This is a genomic window from Variovorax sp. EBFNA2, from assembly GCF_033802765.1.
In the GTDB taxonomy this organism is placed as follows: domain Bacteria; phylum Pseudomonadota; class Gammaproteobacteria; order Burkholderiales; family Burkholderiaceae_C; genus Variovorax; species Variovorax paradoxus_H.
Genome location: NZ_CP138496.1, coordinates 4,140,569 through 4,157,846, shown reverse-complemented (window position 1 = coordinate 4,157,846; position 17,278 = coordinate 4,140,569). Strand labels below are relative to the sequence as shown.

Genomic DNA, 17,278 nt, shown 5'->3' with positions numbered 1-17,278 from the left:
CGATCACCGAAGCAAAACGAAGGAAGGGGCCCAACTCATGAATGACGCTGCGCGATCGGTGCATCAGGCCACGGCGGCCACCGATATGGACCAGCGGGTGCTCCGCGAACACGTGGCCTCGGTGTATGCCGCGCACACGACGGCCACCTGTGCGCACATCGGCTTCGCCATTGCGATCGGCATCTTCGGCTACCTGAACATCGATTCGAACCACCACCTGCTGGTGATCGGCATGGTCGCCGCCGTCGTGTCGATGAACCTGTATGCCTTGCTCGCGCCGCGGTGGACGCCGGAAGTCCCCTTGTCCGAAAGCCGCGATTGGGCGCGCCGGTACACGTGGATCGTCACGCTGGTCAGCGTGACCACAGCGCTGCCCTGCGCCTTGTTCCTTGTGCTCATCCAGAGCCCGGCGATGACGACCGTGGTGATCGTCGTGATCATGGTCAGCTGGACCCGGGCCATTCAGGCGCGTTGGCCGATCAAGGGAGCCATGTTCGGCTGCGGCATCCCCGTGATGGGCGGGCTGATCCTTGCCTTGATCTGGCACGGCGGCACGCTGCACTGGTTCCTGGCGCTTTTCAGTTTTGCCAATCTGGTCCTGACTCTGCACGAAGGCGTGAAGCAGAACAGGCGGCTGACAGCCTCCTTGATGCTGCAGTTCGAGAACGAGATGCTGGCTGCACAGTTGCGCGAACGCATCGCCGCCGTGGAGCGAGCCAGCGCAGAAAAGACCCGCTTTCTTGCCGCGGCCAGCCACGACCTGCGCCAGCCCATGCATGCCATTGCACTGTTCGGCGCGGCCATGGAAACCGCACTGCACGACCATCCTGAAAGAACGAATGCCAAACGCCTGATGCGCGCCGTCGATGCGCTCGGCGCGTCGCTGGACACGATGCTCGACGTGTCGCATCTGGACGCGGGCGTTGTCGTGTCCGAGCCGCAGGCACTGGAACTCGATGCGCTGCTTCTTGTCCTCAACCAGACCTTCACCCCCTACGCGGAACAGAAGGGTCTGCAATTGCGCATCCGTGCCAGTGGCATGTGGGTGCGCAGCGACATTCAGCTGCTGTTTCGCCTGCTTTCCAATCTGGTCGACAACGCCTTGAAGTACACCCATGAGGGCGGCGTGAGCGTGGTCGCCCGGCGGCGGGGAGACAAGGTGTGGCTGGAGGTTCGCGACACCGGCGTCGGCATTGCACCGGAGCAGTTGAGCCGCATCTTCGAAGAGTTCTATCAGATCGACAATCCGGGCCGCGACCGGGCGCGCGGACTCGGGATCGGGCTGTCGATCGTCAAGCGCCTGTCGCACCTGATGTCCCACCCGATCGAGGTGCACTCGCGGCCGGGGCGCGGCACGCATTTCCGCGTGGTCCTGCCGCAAGCCGATGCAGCGCTGGCGCCGCCGGCCGAACTGTTGCTCGATGAACTGGAGATTCCCGCGCATCGCAGCCTTGCCGCGCCGAACCTGCACGGGCCCGTGCTGCTGATCGATGACGAAGCGGAGATTCGCCTGGCCATGGCGGCACTGCTGCGTGCACACGCCGTCGATGTCGTGGCGGTGACCGACGAATCGCATGCGGTCGAAGCCCTGACGCACCCGGATGCGAGAAGCCGTCCGTTCTCGATGCTCTTGTGCGACTACCGGCTGGCCGACGGGGGAGATGGACTCGAGGTCGGCCTGCGCCTGCTCGAGCGCTTTCAGCTCGACATTCCCCTGCTCCTGATCACGGGCGAGACGGCCCCGCAACAGCTGCGGCGTGCGCAGTCATCGGGGGTGCCGATGCTGTTCAAGCCGGTGAGCGCCGCCGCGCTTTTGCAGGCGATGGCGGAACTGACATCCGTCACCGGGAAGGGCCGGATTTTTTCTCCGGCGACCCGGTACTTCAGGGACCCATCGCCGGTTCCCTGAGTGCCTGCCGCGCCATTGCCGTTGCCGTTGCCACCATCCCGTCTAGAAGGTGCCGCGCAAGGTCACCATGGCGCTGCGCGGTTCGCCGTAGACATTGCCCCAGGCCGGCGCGCCGACGGTCTGGTAGTAGGTCTTGTCGAACAGGTTGTTCACGTTCAGCGCGGCCGACCAGTTGCGGTTGACCTGGTAGGAGACACGCGCGCTCCAGACGGCGTACGAGGCCTGCTCCAGCTTGATGGAGCCCGTGGTGCGCGAGCTCGCGGTCTGGAAGTTCACGCCGCCGCCCAGTGTCCAGGCGTTCAGTTCGCCGGGCAGGCGGTATTCGGTCCACACGCGCAGCATGTGCTTGGGCGAGTACGTGCTGGCGAAGTCGATGCCGGCGTTGGCCGTGTCGTTCATGTACTTGAAGTGGTTGAACGTGTAGCCCGCGAACACCTGCCAGCCGCGCGCCACTTCGCCGCTGATCTCTGCGTCGAGGCCTTCGCTGCGCACCTTGCCGGTCGACATGTAGCAGTAGGTGCTCCGCGTGCAGACGTTGACCAGGTCTTCCTGCGCCCGGTTGTTCTGGTCGAGGCGAAACAGCGCCACCGAGGCGTTGACCTTGCCGTCGAGCAGCTCGCCCTTCAGGCCCGCTTCGAAGTTGCGGCCCTTGACGGGCGGCAGCATGTCGCCGGCGGCGGTCATCGCGTTCTGCGGCTGGAAGATGTCGGCATAGCTCACGTACGCCGACCATTGCGGGTTGAGCGCATAGATCAGTCCGCCGTAAGGCGTCAGCACGCCGTTCTCGCGGTACGGCTCGGTGGCCGGCTCGCCGGTGATGCGGTCGCGGTCGTTGGCCCTGTAGCGCGTGACACGTGCGCCGGCGACCAGCGTCAGCGGGTCGGTGAGGCTCAGGCGTGCCACGCCGTAGGCGCCCGATTGGGTGATGCTTGTTTCGGTGTCGCCGCCGCGATAGCGCCTGGCGACGAAGGTCGCGTCGCTCGGTTCGGGGATCGCCGAGACCGGACGGAAGACGTTGTTGGCCACGCCCGGCAGCTGCATCAGCGAGAAGTCGCTGTGGTTGAACATGCGCCCGGTGTTGGCGCCGAAGCTCACCGCGTGCCTTCTGCCGAAGGCGTCGAACTTGCCGTCGACGGCGAGGTCGAGCGTCTTGTTGTCGGTCTTGAAGTCGAACAGGCCGCCGTACATGACATTGCCGGCCCCGGTCACCGGGTTCACGGCCCCGAGCGGAAAGGCGTACTTGATGTCCTGCGCCTCGCGCACATAACCCGCCGTGACCTTGAGCGACCAGTCGGCGTCGAAGCGGTGCGCGAGTTCGGCAAACGCGGAGGTCTGCGCGCTCTTCCAGCGGTTCCAGTCGGCTGCCAGGTAGGTCGACCGGCGCAGGTGCAGGTCGGCGCCGTTGCTGTAGCTCGGCAAGCCCTGGAAGAACGGCGTGGCGCGCAGCGTTTCGTGGCTGGCACCGATGGTGAGCACGGTCTTCGGCCCGAGGTCGGCGGCGAGCACGCCGTACAGCACGCCGGTGCGACTCTTCGCGGTGTCGTAGAAATAGTCGCGGTCGTTGCCGCTGGCGACGACGCGGCCGCGCAGCGTGCCGGCTTCGTTGAGCGGTCCGCTGGCGTCGATCTCGGTGCGGTAGTTGTTCCATGAGCCCGCACTGGCCGACACCTGCAATTGCTTGTCGGCCGTCGGGCGCTTGCGCACCATGTTGATGGTGGCGCTGGGCGAACCTGCCCCTTGCAGCAGGCCCGTGGCGCCGCGCACCACCTCGACGCGGTCCAGCGTGGCGGCATTGCTCGTGAAGCTGTTGGCCTGGGGGTAGTAGAAGGCGCGGTTCACGCCGTCGAACTGGTAGGTGTCGACGCGAAAGCCCCGGGAGTAGACATAGCGTCCGCCCATCGGGCTGTCGTACATCGTGATGCCGGTGGTCTGGGCCAGCACGTCGTCGACGGTGTAGAGGTTCTGGTCGTCCATCTTCTGGCGCGTGACCACCGTGACGGATTGGGGAATCTCCTTGAGCGTCTGCTCGCCCTTGCCGACGGTGACGATGCGGCTCGCATACGACCTCGAGCCCTCGGTGATCGCGCTGCGCTCGGCCTGCGCGGTCACGCGCACTTCGCTGAGCAGGTTGCTCTGCGCGTCTGCCGGTGCGGCAGAGGTGGCCGCGTTGGGCGCCGGCTGGCGCAGCGTGTAGCCGCCGCCTGCGCGTGCGACCGCTTCGAGGCCGGTGCCCGCGAGCAGCCGCGAGAAGCCTTCGCCGACCGCGTGCGTGCCGCGCAATCCGCCGGTGCGGCGGCCTTCCGTCAGCGAGGGTTCGAAGGACAGCGTGACGCCGGCCTGTGCGGCGAAGCGCGACAGCGCGGGGCCCAGCGCGCCGGCGGGGATGTCGTAGGCCGCGGTGGTGGCTGCCGGCGGGTTCGCCTGTGCGGTCGCGGCGCCCGAAGCGGCGAGCGCGAAGGCCAGGCAGAGGGTGCGCACGCCTTGGCTTACGGCGCTCGGGCGCGGGGGCATGCAAGGGGAAAGTGGGCGCAGGCGCGCGGTGCGGGAGGAGGGCAATGCCATGGTTCGGTGGTCCTGTTCTTGCCGTACTCACAGCACGGCTCCATGGCTTGCCCGACGAAGCTTCAAAAAGGGACAGGGATTGGCGAGAAATTTCTGCGTCAGGCCGGCACCACCGTCACCCACCAGCGCGTGCGCGTGAGCACCTGCACGGGCAGCGTGGTAGCCACCATCGAGAGCACGTAGTCGGTGTCGCGCAGCTGGAACGCACCGGAGATGCGCAGGTTCGCCACCTCCGGGCTGCAATGCAGCAGGCCGGGTCGGTAGCGCGACAGCTCGGTGCAGAAGTCGGCCAGGCGCATGTTCTCGGCATACAGCACGCCTTGCGTCCACGCCTGGCTCTCGGGCGAGACGGCGGCCAGCGTCGAGGCACCCTGGGCGCTCAACACGGTCTGCTGGCCGGCCGGCACGATCCCCGCGGGCGACGACGCGCCGCGCAAGGTGATCTCGACCGCGCCCTCGGTCACGGCCAGTCGCACATCGGGCGATGCGCTCTCGAGCGCGTCGTGGTCCTGGCGCACCGTGAAGCGCGTGCCGAGCGCACGCAGCCGGCCCTGCACCGTCTCCACGATGAAAGGCCGTGCATCGGCGGCGGTCGTGACGCGGATCGCGCCCGCGCGCAGCCGCACCGTGCGTTGCGTGCCGTCGATGCGCACATCGATCGCGCTGCCGGTGTCGAGCAGCACGCGGCTGCCGTCGGCCAGCTGCACGTCGCGCCGTTCGCCGGTGGCGGTGGCGTGGTCGGAAGCCCAGCTGTCCCACGGCGCCAGGCGCCAGCCGATCCAGGCGGCCGGTGCGGCCGTCGCCAAGACCGCTAGCGTGCGCAGCGCGGCCCGTCGGTTGCCGCGCGCCTGCCGGGCCAGCACCGGCACGCCGACGCTCGCCGGCACGGCGCCGAACTTCTGCGAGAGGCGTTCAGCACGCTGCCATGCGCGTTCGTGCGCCGGGTCCGCATGGCGCCAGGCTTCGCAGGCCGCGCGGTCCGCTTCGCCTGCGCGGCCGGAGTGCAGCCGCACCAGCCATTGCGCGGCTTCGCGCAGCACGGCGGTGTCGGGTGCGGGTACGGGTGGCAGTGCGCTCATCATTCCACCAACGCCAGGCAATGCTCGAAGCCCAGGGCCATGTGGCGCTTGACGGTGCGTTCGCTGATCGCCAGGCGCTCGGCGATCTGTGCGTAGGTCAGGCCTTCGAGCTGCGACAGCACGAAGGCTTCGCGCGCCTTGTGCGGCAGGCCGTCCAGCATCGCGTCGATGGCGTCCAGCGTCTGCAGCAACTGCAGGCGCTCTTCAGGCGACAGCGCCAGCGCCTCGGGCGCCAGCGCGAGCGCCTCGATGTACGCGCGCTCCAGCGCCTGGCGGCGCCAGTGTTCGCTGACCACGCCCTTGGCCAGCGTCGTCAGGTAGGCGCGCGGCTCACGCAACGTGGGCAGCACCTGTGGGCGCAGCAGCACGCGAACGAAGGTGTCCTGCGCCAGGTCGGCGGCGCTGTGCGCACAGCCCAGGCGCCGGCGCAGCCACGTGCTGAGCCAGCCGTGGTGCTCCGTGTAGAGCGCCTGCACGGTGCGGGTGTCGGCGGAAGGCATGAAGAGGGGAAGCGATGCAATTGAGAATTACTCGCATTTTAAGAGCATCGCGGCCTGGCGTGCTGCGCGAGGGTTCGGCAGGCTGCGCAACGCAGCGGGGTGTCTTCCAAAGGGCTGATCGCGACCTCCGCGATCCGCCTGACCTCACCGCAACCCCGACTGCCGATCCGCCGCCCCCACCAGCTGCACCAGCCCCGGCCCGATCGTGTCCAGCAACTGCGACCTCTTCCAGTGAAACCCCGGCACCGCGCAGTTGAACAGCAGCCGCCGCGGCCCGTAGCGAACCCGCGCCGCCACACCCGCGGCAAGCACGCCGAACCCTGAATCGCCCAGGTTGATCGCGAAGCCGCGCTTGCTGTAGTTCGCCACGCTCTCGCGCACGCCCTCGAGGCAACGCGCGTGCTCTTCGGGCCGCTCGCGCTTCACGCGGGCAAGGAACTCCTGGCGCTCACCGGCGGGCACTTGCGCCAGCCACGCCCGGCCCATGGCGGTTTCGACGATGCCGCGCACGGCGCCGACGCCGGGGCGCTTGAGGGTGCCGCCTTCGTGGGCACAGGTTTCCAGGTAGACCACGTCGAGATCGCTGGTCACGCCGACCGACACCGCGCCCTCGATGCGGTCGGCCAGCTGCTGCATGGCCGGGCGCAGCATGGCAAGCAGGGGCGTGTTGATGACGTAGGGATAGCACAGCGCGACGGCGGCGGGGCCGATGAAGTAGCGGTCGAGCCGTTCGTCGTGGTCCAGGAAACCCATGGCCAGCAGGGTGCGGCACAGGCGCGAGACGGTGGGGCGCGGCAGGCCCAGCTTGGTGGCGAACTCGCTGTTGGCGTGCGCGCGCGGGTCGCTCACAAAGGTCTGCAGGATGAGCAGGCCTTTGGCCAGGGTGCCGGCAAAGTACGGGTCTTCGTCCCGTACCCGGCGCAGGTCGTCGGAGTCCTTCATGGGATGGCGGCGATTCTGGACAGGGCGGGGCATGGGTGTGAATCGCAGTTTCAATAATTGAAATTCAGTGCCGGTGATTGTGGACCTGCTTCCTACAGTCGCGCTCACCATGATCCGAGACACCCCCCACTTCGAGGCCCTGCGGGCCGACATCCGCGCCTTCGTTCGCGAACGCTGGCATCCGCTGGAAGAACAGGTCAGCCGCGAGAACGACATCCCGCCCGATGTGGTCGACGAGCTGCGGCGCAAGGGCTACTTCGGCTGGAGCATTCCCGAGGCCTACGGCGGCCTGGGCCTCACGACCGAAGAGCTGGTGCTGTGCGCGATGGAGCTGTCGCAGTCGTCGGTGGCGCTGCGTGCCCGCGTGGGCACCAACACGGGCATCGGTTCCGAAGCGCTGGTGGCCGACGGCACCGAGGCGCAGAAGCAGCGCTGGCTGCCGCGCATGGCGACCGGCGAACTCACCGGCTGCCTGGCGCTCACGGAGCCCGAGGCAGGCTCGGAGGCGAGCAACGTGCAGACCACCGCGCGCCGCGAGGGCGACCACTATGTGCTCAACGGCAGCAAGCGCTTCATCACCAACGCGCCGGTGGCCGATGTGTTCACCGTCATCGCCCGCACCGAAGAGGGCTCGAAGGGCAGCAAGGGCGTGTCGGCGTTCCTGGTCGAGCGCGGCCCGGGTCTCACGACGGGCGAACCCTACCGCATGATGGGCCAGGCCGGTTCGTTCGTGTCGGACGTGCATTTCAACGAGTGCCGCGTGCACGCCGACCAGCTCATCGGCGGGCGCGAGGGCGCGGGCTTTCAGACGGTGATGAAGGTGCTCAACAAGCAGCGCCTGCATCTGGCGGCGCTGTGCACGGGCCCGGCGATCCGCATGCTGGACCTGGCCATGGCGCACACCAGCAGCCGCAACCAGTTCGGCCAGGCGGTGGCCGACTTTCAGCTGGTGCAGGCCATGATCGCCGACAGCCGCACCGACATCTACGCGGCGCGCTCGATGATCCTCGAAGCGGCGCGTGCACGCGATCGCGGCGAGGACGTGGCCCTGTCGGCCTCGATGTGCAAATACTTCGCGTCGGAGATGTGCGGTCGCGTGGCCGACCGCGCGGTGCAGATGTTCGGCGGCTCCGGCTACGTGGCCGACTTCAGCCCCATCGAGCGCTACTACCGCGACGTGCGCCTGTTTCGCCTGTACGAGGGCACGAGCCAGATCCACCAGCTCAACATCGCCAAGCTGGCATTGCGCGAAGCGGGCACGCGATGAACCTGCACGCGGACCTCATGGAACGGGTGCGCGACTTCGTCGAGCGGCACTGCATTCCGCTCGAATCGAACGCCCATGTGCACGATCCGTTGGCACTGGACGCCGTGCTCTCGCAACTGCGCCCCGCCGCACGCGAGCTGGGCCTGTACCTGCCGCAGATGCCGACGGAGGAGGGCGGGCTGGGCCTGTCGTGGGTCGAGCGCGCCGCGGTGTTCGAAGAGGCCGGACGCAGCTACCTCGGCCCGGCCGCGCTCAACTGCGCGGCGCCCGACCAGCCCAACATGATCAGCCTGCTGCGCCGGGGCACGCCCGCGCAGCAGCAGCGCTACCTGCGGCCGCTGGCCGAGGGCCGCATCCGCTCGTGCTTTGCGATGACCGAGCCGGCGCCCGGCGCGGGCTCCGACCCGTCGATGCTGCGCACCACCGCGCGGCGGGAGGGCGATGGCTGGGTCATCGACGGCCACAAGTGGTTCATCACCGGCGCGGTGGGCGCGGCCTTCTGCATCGTGCTGGCGCAGACGGACGAAGGGCCCACGCAGTTCATCGTGGACATGGACCACCCGGGGCTTTCGCTGGTGCGCGCCATCAAGGCCATCGATCCGTTCGCCGTCGGCGGCCACGGCGAGTTGCGCTTCACCGCCTGCCGTGTGGGCGGCGACGCGGTGCTCGGCGAGGTGGGCTCGGGCTTCGCCGAAGCGCAGCAGCGGCTGGAGCCTGCGCGCCTGTCGCACTGCCTGCGGCTCATGGGTCGCGCGCGGCGCGCGCTCGAGATCGCGCAGGCCTACGTGTGCGAGCGAACCTCGTTCGGCGATCGGCTGGCCGACCTGCAGCAGATCCAGGCGATGGTGGCCGACTGCCACATCGACCTGCATGCCAGCCGGCTCATGAGCCTGGATTGCGCGCGCCGCATGGACGAGGGCGTGTCGGTGAAGACCGCGTCGGCGATGACGAAGGTGTTCGTCTCCGAAGCCCTGAACCGCGTGGCCGACCGTGCGGCGCAGATGTGCGGTGCGCTGGGCATGTCGGAAGACGCGCCCATCGCCCTCATCGTGCGCGAGCTGCGGCCGTTCCGCATCTACGACGGCGCCTCCGAGCTGCACCGCGCCACGCTTGGCCGTCGCTTCCTCGCGCACTGACGCGCTGAATACACACACAGAAACCGGAGACTGACGATGACGCCCTTGACCAAGAAACTTTCACACGTGGCCGCAGCCCTTGCGCTCGGCCTGGCCGGCTCGCTGGCCGTGGCTGCCTTCCCCGACCGCCCCGTGAAGCTGGTGGTGCCATTCCCCGCTGGCGGCAGCACCGACCTGGTGGCGCGCGAGGTCGCGCTGGAACTGGGCCAAGCCCTCGGCCAGCCGGTCATCGTGGAGAACAAGCCCGGCGCCGGCAGCCTCATCGGCTCCGAGCTTGTCGCCAAGTCCACGCCCGACGGCCACACGCTGCTCATGGCGGGGCTGACCAACATCTTCCTGCCCTACGTGCACAAGGGGCTCAACTGGAACCCGGTGGACGACTTCGTGCCCGTGGGCCTGGTGGCCGACCTGCCGAACGTCATCGCGGTCAACGCGAAGACGCCGTACCAGAAGCTGTCCGAGCTCATTGCCGCCGACAAGGCCAAGCCGGGCCAACTCGCCTTCGGCTCCGCGGGCCCGAGCACGCCGTCGCACCTGGTGTGCGAAATGATCAACCACCAGGCCGGCATCAAGATGCAGCACGTGCCCTACAAGGGGAACGCGCCGGCGGTGAACGACCTGATCGCCGGCCACATCCCCGTGATGTGCAACAACCTCGGCGGCACGCTGCCCTACATGAGCAGCGGGCAGATCCGCATCCTGGCGCAGACCGGCCGCACGCGCTCGCCCTCGGCGCCCGACGTGCCCACCTTCGCCGAGCTGGGCCTGCAGGGCTTCGACAGCGGCCTGTGGGTGGGCATCGTCGCGCCCAAGGGCACGCCTGATGCGGCAATGCGACCGCTGCGCGCGGCGCTGGCCAAGGCCTTGCCTGCGGTGAAGGACAAGCTGGCCAAGCTGGGTGCGGCCACGCTCGATCCGTCGCTGCCCGCCTACGGCCAACGCATCGCCGCCGACCGCAAGCTGTGGGACCCCGTCCTCAAGCGCGTGGACCTGAAGGGCAACTGATGAACTTGCACGCTGACCACGCCCCCTTGCACGGGGTGCGCATTCTCGACATGGCGACCGTGCTCGCGGCGCCGTTCTCGGCCACGCTGTGCGGCGACATGGGCGCCGACGTCGTCAAGCTCGAGCTGCCGGGCGGCGGTGATCCGCTGCGCGGGCTCACGCCGGTGCACGAAGGCCATCCGCTGTTCTGGAAGACCGCGAACCGCGGCAAGAAGGGCATCTCGCTGGACGTGCGCAAGCCCGAAGGCCGCGCGCTGTTCCTGCAGCTCATCGCCGGCTTCGACGTGCTGGTGGAGAACTTCCGCACCGGCACGCTCGATGCGTGGGGCCTGGACATCGCCACGTTGCACGCGGCCAACCCGCGCCTCATCGTGCTGCGCCTCACGGGCTTCGGCCAGACCGGGCCGTATGCGCGACGTCCGGGCTTTGCGCGCATCTTCGAAGCGATGAGCGGCTTCACGCACCTGACCGGCGAACCCGGGGGGCCGCCGCAGCACATGAACTATCCGCTGGGCGATGTGGTGGCCGGGTTGTTCGGTGCCTTTGCCATCAGCACCGCGCTGGCCGAGCGCAACGCGTTGCCGCGCGAACAGCAGCGGGGCGCCGAGATCGACCTGTCGGCCACGGAGGCGATGTCGCGCCTGCTCGATCCGCTGGCGGCGGAGCACCGCATCGGCGGCGTGGTGCGCGAGCGCACCGGCTCGCGCGCCACCTACACCGCGCCGTCCAACGTGTTCCGCGCGCTCGACGGCGTGTGGTTCACGCTGGTGGGAACGGGCGGGCCGATCTTTGCGCGCATCTGCCGCGCGATCGGTCGCGAAGACCTGCTCAGCGACGTCCGCTTTGCCGACAACGCCGCGCGCATCCGCCACCTCGAGGCGCTCGACCGCATCATTGCCGACTGGTGCGCCAGCCTCCCGTTCGCGGAGCTGGTCGTGCGGCTGGACCGCGAAGACGTGCCCTACAGCAAGGTGTATTCGATCGCCGACCTGCAGGCCGACCCGCACATGCAGGCACGCGGCGCCTTCATCGACGTGCCCGACGAACAGTTCGGCACGGTGCCGGCACCGGCGGCGGTGCCGCGCTTCGTGGGGCGCGAAGGCGTTCGGCCGGCCGGCACGGGGCCGCGCACCGGGCAGCACAACGCTCAGGTGTATGGCGAACTGGGCTTGGGCGAGGCGCAGCTCGCGGCGCTGCGTGACGCGCAGGTGATCTGAAGCGCGCCTGCGCTGTCGCCTTGCCTGTCGCCTGCCCTGTCAGGTAGTCGTTTTGTCATGCCCGCCCCCGCGCCGTCGCGGGGCGCCTGACTCCCCCAGAAAAGGGCGCTCCGCTCATGTGCGGACGCGGCCCGGTTCCTACAGTCATCCCCATGCCGAACGCTTCTTCCCACGCCGGGAAGGCCAGCGGTTTCGGCCGGTCACCACCACCGGGGAAGTCGCATGGAACCGCTCGAAGTTCTGCCGAGAACCGCCCTGAGCCTGCTGCGCGAAGACGCCGGCATGTCGTTCATGGAGTTCGCGCTGATCGGTGCGCTGGTGATGGTCGTGGCCCTTTTGCTGGTGCTCGCCTTGCGGCGCAGCGCCTGAACACGGGGAGCCCGCCATGCAGGAATTCAACGCTCTCCTGGAACTGCTCGCGATGCTGGCGACCGACGTGCGCATGCTCGTGCTTCTCGCGCTGCTCGCCACGGCCGCCTTCAACGACTGGCGCTTCTATCGCATTCCCAACTGGCTGACCTTCGGCGGCGCGTTCTTCGCGATCGTCTACGGAACCATGGCGGCACGCACGCCGTCGTCGGGCGCACTGAGTGCGTTCGGTGGCCTGGCCGTCGGCTTCGCCGCGATGCTGCCCTTCTATGCGCTCGGAATCATGGGCGCGGGCGACGTCAAGCTGATGGCGATGACGGGCGCGTTCCTCGGGCCCCAGCAGACGCTGATGGCCTTGCTCTTCACTTTCATTGCAGGCGGTGTCGCGGCGCTGGCCTTCGCGATCCATCGCCGCCGCCTGGTTCACATGCTCGGCAACGTCAAGGCCGCGGCGCAGGGCATGGTCATTTCCAGCATCGCGGGCGTTCGGCCCGACGGGCGCCTGCAGGCGGGCCAGTCCGTGGGCAAGTTGCCCTACGGCATCTGCATCGCGGCGGGCACGGTGGTCCAAGTGCTGGCGCACCAGCTGGGCTTTGTCTAGCTCCTACATGTTTCACCCCTGGCGGAGGTTGGTATGAAGAACATCAAGGCGATCGGGCTGATCTTTCTGGCCCTGCTCTTCGGGCTGGCGGCCGCGGTCTACGCGACCGGCTGGGTCTCGCGGCAAAGCGGCATCGCATCCAACAAGGTTGTGGTGGCCGCCGTCGACATCGACCTGGGCAGCCGCGTCAACGCGCAGATGCTGTCCACGGTCGACTGGCCCAGCGGCTCGATACCGAACGGCGCTTTCAGCGACATCAAGGCGCTGAACGACCGGGTGGTGAAGGTCGGCGTGTTGCGCGGCGAAGCGCTCATGGAGGGCAAGCTGGCGCCGGTGGGCACGCAGGGCGGGCTGTCGGCGGTGATCGCCAGCGGCAAGCGGGCCATGACGGTGCGCGTCAACGACGTCGTCGGCGTCGCCGGCTTCGCACTGCCGGGCAACTACGTCGACGTGATGGTCAACGCCCAGCAGGACAAGGGGCGCGGCGAAGACGGGCTGCAAATCAGCAAGACCGTGCTCGAGAAGGTGCTGGTGCTGGCCGTGGCCCAGGAGGCCAACCGCGACGACACCAAGCCGAAGGTCGTGAGCGCGGTGACGCTCGAGCTCTCGCTCGAAGACTCCGAGAAGCTCGACCTGGCACGCAGCGTGGGCACCCTGTCGCTGGTGCTTCGCAACCAGATGGACAAGACCACGGTCGCCACCCTGGGCATCACCAAGGGGCAGCTGTTCGGCGAGAAGAAGGATCTCGTGCAGGTCTCCACCGCAGCGGCACCGGCCCGTCCGCGTGCACGGCCGGCAGGACCCGCCACGCCGCGAGCCTCCGAGTGCGTGGAAGTGATCCAGCACGCCGGCCGTTCGCTCACCTGTTTCTGATCGATCGCCAGGAGGAACACCAAGTGCGCCCACTCACAACAACCATCGCCCGTCTGCTGGCGACCTTCGCGACAGTGGCGACCCCCGCCATGGCCGCGGACGTCGTGGCAACCGCCCCGGTCACGGCCGCCGCCATGCCTGCGCCTGCGGCACTGGCTGCGGCAGCGCCTGCGGCCCCGGCCAGCCGGCGCTGCACCGCCATCATCCCGGACAGCGAGCCGACCTATGCCGTGCTCGGCAAGTCGGTGGTCATTCCGTTGAGGGTGCGTGCCGTGCGCATCGTGGTCAGCGGCCAGCCTCAGGGCCAGGCGGCCGCGCAGGCGGCAACGCCGCAGGGCGCGGCGGCGCCCCCCGTGCCCAAGAGTGAAGGCGTCGGCGACATCGAGGTCACGCTGCTGAGCCCGACCGACCTGTTCTTCCGCGGCCGCCAGGCCGGCTCGATGAACGTGGTGCTCCAGAGTGCCGACGGCACCTGTCACATCAAGGACGTGATCGTCACCATCGATCCCGGCGCGCTGCAGGCCAAGCTGGCCGAGTTGATGCCCGAAGAGCGTGGCATCCGCGTGCGCAGCGCCGAGCGCTCCATCGTGCTCACCGGCGAGATCAGCGACGCGCTGAAGCTGGACGACGTGATGAGCCTGGCCTCGGCCTACGGCGCCGACGGCAAGAAGGTGGTGAACCTGCTGCGCGTCGGCGCACCCCAGCAGGTGATGCTCGAAGTGAAGATCGCCGAGGTCAGCAAGACCCTGCTCGATCGGCTGGGTGCGCGTGTCGGCATCTCGCGCATGAGCGGCGGCGGCCTGCACAACTACTCGCTGATCTCCAACTTCCTGAGCGCGGGCGGCGGCCTGGTCGAGGCGCTGCGCATCGGCCGCGGCGCGGTGACCATCGACGGCCAGAAGGACGACGGCCTGGTGCGCGTCCTGGCCGAGCCCAACATCATGGCCATCAGCGGCCAGAACGCCAGCTTCCTGTCGGGCGGCAAGATCTTCATTCCGGTGTCGCAAACCGGCAGCGGCGCCAACGGAAGCACCATCACGCTGGAAGAGAAGGAGTTCGGCATCGGCGTGAAATTCATGCCGACGGTGCTCAACGGCGACCGCATCAACCTGAAGATGGTGTCGGAGGTGTCGGACCTGACGCAGACCGGCTCGCCCTTCACCACGGTCGGCGGCGTGACGTCCGTGCTGCCGTCGCTCACGGTGCGGCGCGCCGACACCACGGTGCAGCTCAACGACGGGCAGAGCTTCGTCATCGCCGGCCTGATCAAGAGCAACGCGACGGAGGCGGTCAAGCGCTATCCGGGCCTGGGCGAAGTGCCGGTGATGGGCGCGCTGTTTCGCAGCACCGAGTTCCAGAACGAGCAGACCGAGCTGATGTTCGTCATCACGCCGCGCCTGGTGCGTCCGCTGGCCGAGCCGCCGCGCGTGCCGACCGACAACCACGTGCTGCCCAGCCGCGCCGAGATGTACCTGAACGGCGCCCTCGAAAGCAGCACCCCGGCCCCGGCCGCCCCGGCCAGCCAAACCCCGTGAGGAGCCCCGCCATGTTCATCCGATCGACACCCCTCGTGCTCGCATGCCTCCTGGCAGCCGGCTGCTCGAGCGTCACGCCCCACTACGACGCGCGCTTCGGCGACGCCGTGCGCGACGCCAGAAAGAAGATGACGCTCAACCCGAACGCCGGCAAGAACGGCGATCCGGTCACAGGCATGGACGGCCGCGCGTCGCGCGAGTCGATGGTGCAGTACCACGAGTCCTACAAGAAGCCACCACCGGCAGTCAATGTCATCAACATTGGCGGGCAGATCGGTGGCCAGGGCGGCGGCTCGGGGAAATGAAAGACCGCGACTTTGCGGACCCGTTCCACATCAGCTTCCACATGGAAAGGAGAACGCCACGACACGCATGACATTCGATCTCCCTGTTTTTTCTCAATCTGATTTTTTGTAGTCCATCCCTTGAAAGGAAAGAGCCATGAACAAGTTTTTCAAAACCATCGGGAAGTCCGCGAGCGGTTTGCTGCGCGACGAAGAAGGCGCTCAGGTCGTCGAGTACGCCCTGATCATCGCGGTCGTTTCGATCGCACTGGTTGTTGCCCTGAAGGCCCTCACGGCCGACGACGGCAGCTTCGGGACCTTCATCGAGCGTGTCGGACTCTGCCTGACGTCGACGGACGGCGGCTGCGTCTGAAGCGTGTGGGGAGGGCGGAAGAAGGTGGGCTTTACCTCGAGGCTTGCTTTCTTCCGCAATTCCGATGCCTTGCGCAATTTCCGTCCACAACGAAATGGGGTCATCACCATGTTCAAGTCATTGCTGACAGATGAGGACGGCGCTCAGGTGGTCGAGTACGCCTTGATCATCGCCGTCATCTCCATCGTGCTGGTGATCGCGCTGCAACCGGCCACGATCGCGGCGAGCATCGACGGCTTGCACGTGCGGTTGGTCGCCTGCCTGAGCGGCAACGGCTGCGCCTGACGCATCCGGTGTTCTCATTTTTTATCGTCCATCCCGAGGACCCACCATGAAAGCCAGCCGCACCCCTCGCCACCAGCGCGGCGCGATGATCATCACGGTCGCGCTGTTCATGCTGTTCCTGCTCGGCTTCATGGGCATCGCGCTCGACTTCGGCCGCCTCTTCGTCGCCCGCACCGAACTGCAGACGGCGGTGGACAGCTGCGCGCTGGCCGCCGCGAATGAACTCAACGGGGAAAGCACGGCCATCAGCAGGGCGCAAAGTGCGGGTCAAACCGCCGGCAATGCCAACAACGTGAACCTGCAGTCGGCCACCTGGAGCGGCCAGGGCAAGCTCATAGCGGCCGACATCACGTTCCGCGATGCGTCCTACGTGGTCACCACCGCGTCGGCCAACGCACGCTATGCGCAGTGCACCCACACCCAACCCAACATCCAGATCTGGCTCATGAAGGCCATGGGCGCGTTCTCCGGCGATTACGCCGGCAACCCGTCCACGCGCAGCGTCGCGGCCAACGCCGTGGCAACCCGTGGCAGCGCCCAGACCACGTGTCCCATTCCGGTCCTGGTCAAGCCCAGGCCCGGTGGGACCGCACCCGACTACGGCTTCGTCCGGGGCGAGTGGTTGACGTTGATCAGGGCCCAGAACGCCGCGGTCGGCGGCCAGATCGGCTGGGCCAACCTCAACGGCACCAACAGCGCCGACGAAACCCGGGATGAATTGAGCGGCAACGACTGCGAGACCCGGATCGGCGACCCGATCGGCACGCCCGGCGTCCAGGCCGTGATTGCGGAAGTGTGGAACCAGCGCTTCGGTGTCTACAAGAACAGCGGCGGTCCGAGCGCGGGGCGTCCGGACTACACGGGCTACGCCTACACCACGACCAACTGGCCCGCGCGTTCGGACGGTTCGCCACCCAATGCCTACGACGGCAGCCCGCCTGCCGGTGCGCCCACCAGCGCGCAGAACTTCGTGACCAAGCGCGCGGCCTTCGCGTCGTGCGACGACACCGGCATCAGCCTGGGCGGCTGCGAAGCGCGCACGGGCCTCACGCTCAACAGCTTCCAGAAGCTCGCGGCGCCCGGCAATGTGGCGGGGGGGCACAGGCAGTACGGCATGGACCGCCGCATCGTCACGGCGCCTGTGGTCGATGGTTCTTCTCACGTCATCGACTACCTCTGCTTCCTGATGCTGCAGCCGCTACAGATTCCCATGGGCGACACGCAGCTCGAGTACCTCGGCAACGCCGGCGTAGTTTCGCCGACGGCGAGTCCCTGCACCACCAGCGGTCTGCCCGGTGGTTCGGTGGGCCCGCTGGTTCCGGTCCTTGTGAGGTGAGCGCC

The 17,278-nt window shown here is 68.1% G+C and carries 17 protein-coding genes; 13 read left to right on the top strand and 4 right to left on the bottom strand.

All coding sequences use genetic code 11. The features are described 5' to 3' along the window. Window positions 1-37: 37 nt before the first annotated feature. The gene (locus RZE79_RS19600) at window positions 38-1,909 is read left to right on the top strand and encodes a hybrid sensor histidine kinase/response regulator (RefSeq protein WP_319356135.1); all 1,872 of its coding nucleotides are present in this window, start codon (window positions 38-40) and stop codon (window positions 1,907-1,909) included. Between the two features lie 42 nt (window positions 1,910-1,951). Here RZE79_RS19600 and RZE79_RS19595 read toward each other — a convergent pair whose 3' ends face one another. The 4 genes from RZE79_RS19595 to RZE79_RS19580 form a co-directional block, all read right to left on the bottom strand. Further along, a complete protein-coding gene (locus tag RZE79_RS19595; RefSeq protein ID WP_319356133.1) occupies window positions 1,952-4,387 on the bottom strand; it encodes a TonB-dependent siderophore receptor in 2,436 nt (811 codons plus the stop codon). Between the two features lie 182 nt (window positions 4,388-4,569). After that, complete coding sequence (locus RZE79_RS19590) at window positions 4,570-5,550, bottom strand: FecR domain-containing protein (protein WP_319356131.1); 981 nt, start codon at window positions 5,548-5,550, stop codon at window positions 4,570-4,572. Further along, window positions 5,550-6,050, bottom strand: coding sequence for a sigma-70 family RNA polymerase sigma factor (locus RZE79_RS19585; protein WP_319356129.1), 501 nt, complete (start codon window positions 6,048-6,050; stop codon window positions 5,550-5,552). The genes RZE79_RS19590 and RZE79_RS19585 overlap by 1 nt, the downstream gene beginning before the upstream one ends. Window positions 6,051-6,194: 144 nt before the next feature. After that, window positions 6,195-6,992 carry a helix-turn-helix domain-containing protein gene (locus RZE79_RS19580; RefSeq protein ID WP_319356128.1) on the bottom strand — a complete coding sequence of 266 codons (798 nt, stop codon included), beginning with the start codon at window positions 6,990-6,992 and terminating at the stop codon, window positions 6,195-6,197. Between the two features lie 109 nt (window positions 6,993-7,101). Here RZE79_RS19580 and RZE79_RS19575 point away from each other — a divergent pair, with 109 nt between their 5' ends. The 12 genes from RZE79_RS19575 to RZE79_RS19520 all read left to right on the top strand — a co-directional run bounded on the left by RZE79_RS19575 (window position 7,102) and on the right by RZE79_RS19520 (window position 17,273). Next, window positions 7,102-8,259 (top strand): acyl-CoA dehydrogenase family protein, encoded by a 1,158-nt coding sequence (locus RZE79_RS19575; RefSeq protein WP_319356127.1) that lies wholly within the window; start codon window positions 7,102-7,104, stop codon window positions 8,257-8,259. Continuing rightward, window positions 8,256-9,395, top strand: a complete 1,140-nt coding sequence (locus RZE79_RS19570; RefSeq protein WP_319356126.1) for an acyl-CoA dehydrogenase family protein — start codon at window positions 8,256-8,258, stop codon at window positions 9,393-9,395. Before RZE79_RS19575 ends, RZE79_RS19570 begins: the two co-directional genes overlap by 4 nt. Before the next feature lie 36 nt (window positions 9,396-9,431). Next, window positions 9,432-10,400 carry a tripartite tricarboxylate transporter substrate binding protein gene (locus tag RZE79_RS19565; RefSeq protein WP_153283506.1) on the top strand — a complete coding sequence of 323 codons (969 nt, stop codon included), beginning with the start codon at window positions 9,432-9,434 and terminating at the stop codon, window positions 10,398-10,400. Next, window positions 10,400-11,617, top strand: a complete 1,218-nt coding sequence (locus RZE79_RS19560) for a CoA transferase (protein WP_319356125.1) — start codon at window positions 10,400-10,402, stop codon at window positions 11,615-11,617. Before RZE79_RS19565 ends, RZE79_RS19560 begins: the two co-directional genes overlap by 1 nt. 222 nt (window positions 11,618-11,839) lie before the next feature. Continuing rightward, on the top strand, window positions 11,840-11,986 hold the full coding sequence (locus RZE79_RS19555; RefSeq protein ID WP_194273913.1) for a hypothetical protein: 147 nt from the start codon (window positions 11,840-11,842) through the stop codon (window positions 11,984-11,986). Between the two features lie 16 nt (window positions 11,987-12,002). Continuing rightward, entirely contained in the window at window positions 12,003-12,587 is a 585-nt protein-coding gene (locus RZE79_RS19550; protein ID WP_319356123.1) for an A24 family peptidase, read from the top strand. A 33-nt stretch (window positions 12,588-12,620) separates the two neighbouring features. After that, on the top strand, window positions 12,621-13,460 hold the full coding sequence (gene cpaB / locus RZE79_RS19545; RefSeq protein ID WP_319356122.1) for a Flp pilus assembly protein CpaB: 840 nt from the start codon (window positions 12,621-12,623) through the stop codon (window positions 13,458-13,460). 89 nt (window positions 13,461-13,549) lie between these two features. After that, on the top strand, window positions 13,550-14,995 hold the full coding sequence (locus RZE79_RS19540) for a type II and III secretion system protein family protein (RefSeq protein WP_319361225.1): 1,446 nt from the start codon (window positions 13,550-13,552) through the stop codon (window positions 14,993-14,995). 11 nt (window positions 14,996-15,006) lie between these two features. Further along, window positions 15,007-15,300, top strand: coding sequence for a hypothetical protein (locus tag RZE79_RS19535; protein ID WP_319356120.1), 294 nt, complete (start codon window positions 15,007-15,009; stop codon window positions 15,298-15,300). 136 nt (window positions 15,301-15,436) lie between these two features. After that, a complete protein-coding gene (locus RZE79_RS19530; protein WP_319356118.1) occupies window positions 15,437-15,652 on the top strand; it encodes a Flp family type IVb pilin in 216 nt (71 codons plus the stop codon). Window positions 15,653-15,760: 108 nt separating this feature from the next. After that, on the top strand, window positions 15,761-15,937 hold the full coding sequence (locus RZE79_RS19525) for a Flp family type IVb pilin (RefSeq protein WP_319356117.1): 177 nt from the start codon (window positions 15,761-15,763) through the stop codon (window positions 15,935-15,937). Window positions 15,938-15,983: 46 nt separating this feature from the next. Further along, on the top strand, window positions 15,984-17,273 hold the full coding sequence (locus RZE79_RS19520) for a pilus assembly protein TadG-related protein (protein WP_319356115.1): 1,290 nt from the start codon (window positions 15,984-15,986) through the stop codon (window positions 17,271-17,273). Window positions 17,274-17,278 lie beyond the last annotated feature (5 nt).

Bases quoted from the DNA above. Each gene is read 5' to 3' on its own strand.
- RZE79_RS19600 (WP_319356135.1), top strand. From the start codon at position 38: ATGAATGACGCTGCGCGATCGGTGCATCAGGCCACGGCGGCCACCGAT.
- RZE79_RS19590 (WP_319356131.1), bottom strand. From the start codon at position 5,550: ATGAGCGCACTGCCACCCGTACCCGCACCCGACACCGCCGTGCTGCGC.
- RZE79_RS19585 (WP_319356129.1), bottom strand. From the start codon at position 6,050: ATGCCTTCCGCCGACACCCGCACCGTGCAGGCGCTCTACACGGAGCAC.
- RZE79_RS19580 (WP_319356128.1), bottom strand. From the start codon at position 6,992: ATGAAGGACTCCGACGACCTGCGCCGGGTACGGGACGAAGACCCGTAC.
- RZE79_RS19575 (WP_319356127.1), top strand. From the start codon at position 7,102: ATGATCCGAGACACCCCCCACTTCGAGGCCCTGCGGGCCGACATCCGC.
- RZE79_RS19570 (WP_319356126.1), top strand. From the start codon at position 8,256: ATGAACCTGCACGCGGACCTCATGGAACGGGTGCGCGACTTCGTCGAG.
- RZE79_RS19565 (WP_153283506.1), top strand. From the start codon at position 9,432: ATGACGCCCTTGACCAAGAAACTTTCACACGTGGCCGCAGCCCTTGCG.
- RZE79_RS19560 (WP_319356125.1), top strand. From the start codon at position 10,400: ATGAACTTGCACGCTGACCACGCCCCCTTGCACGGGGTGCGCATTCTC.
- RZE79_RS19555 (WP_194273913.1), top strand. From the start codon at position 11,840: ATGGAACCGCTCGAAGTTCTGCCGAGAACCGCCCTGAGCCTGCTGCGC.
- RZE79_RS19550 (WP_319356123.1), top strand. From the start codon at position 12,003: ATGCAGGAATTCAACGCTCTCCTGGAACTGCTCGCGATGCTGGCGACC.
- cpaB (WP_319356122.1), top strand. From the start codon at position 12,621: ATGAAGAACATCAAGGCGATCGGGCTGATCTTTCTGGCCCTGCTCTTC.
- RZE79_RS19540 (WP_319361225.1), top strand. From the start codon at position 13,550: ATGGCCGCGGACGTCGTGGCAACCGCCCCGGTCACGGCCGCCGCCATG.
- RZE79_RS19535 (WP_319356120.1), top strand. From the start codon at position 15,007: ATGTTCATCCGATCGACACCCCTCGTGCTCGCATGCCTCCTGGCAGCC.
- RZE79_RS19530 (WP_319356118.1), top strand. From the start codon at position 15,437: ATGAACAAGTTTTTCAAAACCATCGGGAAGTCCGCGAGCGGTTTGCTG.
- RZE79_RS19525 (WP_319356117.1), top strand. From the start codon at position 15,761: ATGTTCAAGTCATTGCTGACAGATGAGGACGGCGCTCAGGTGGTCGAG.
- RZE79_RS19520 (WP_319356115.1), top strand. From the start codon at position 15,984: ATGAAAGCCAGCCGCACCCCTCGCCACCAGCGCGGCGCGATGATCATC.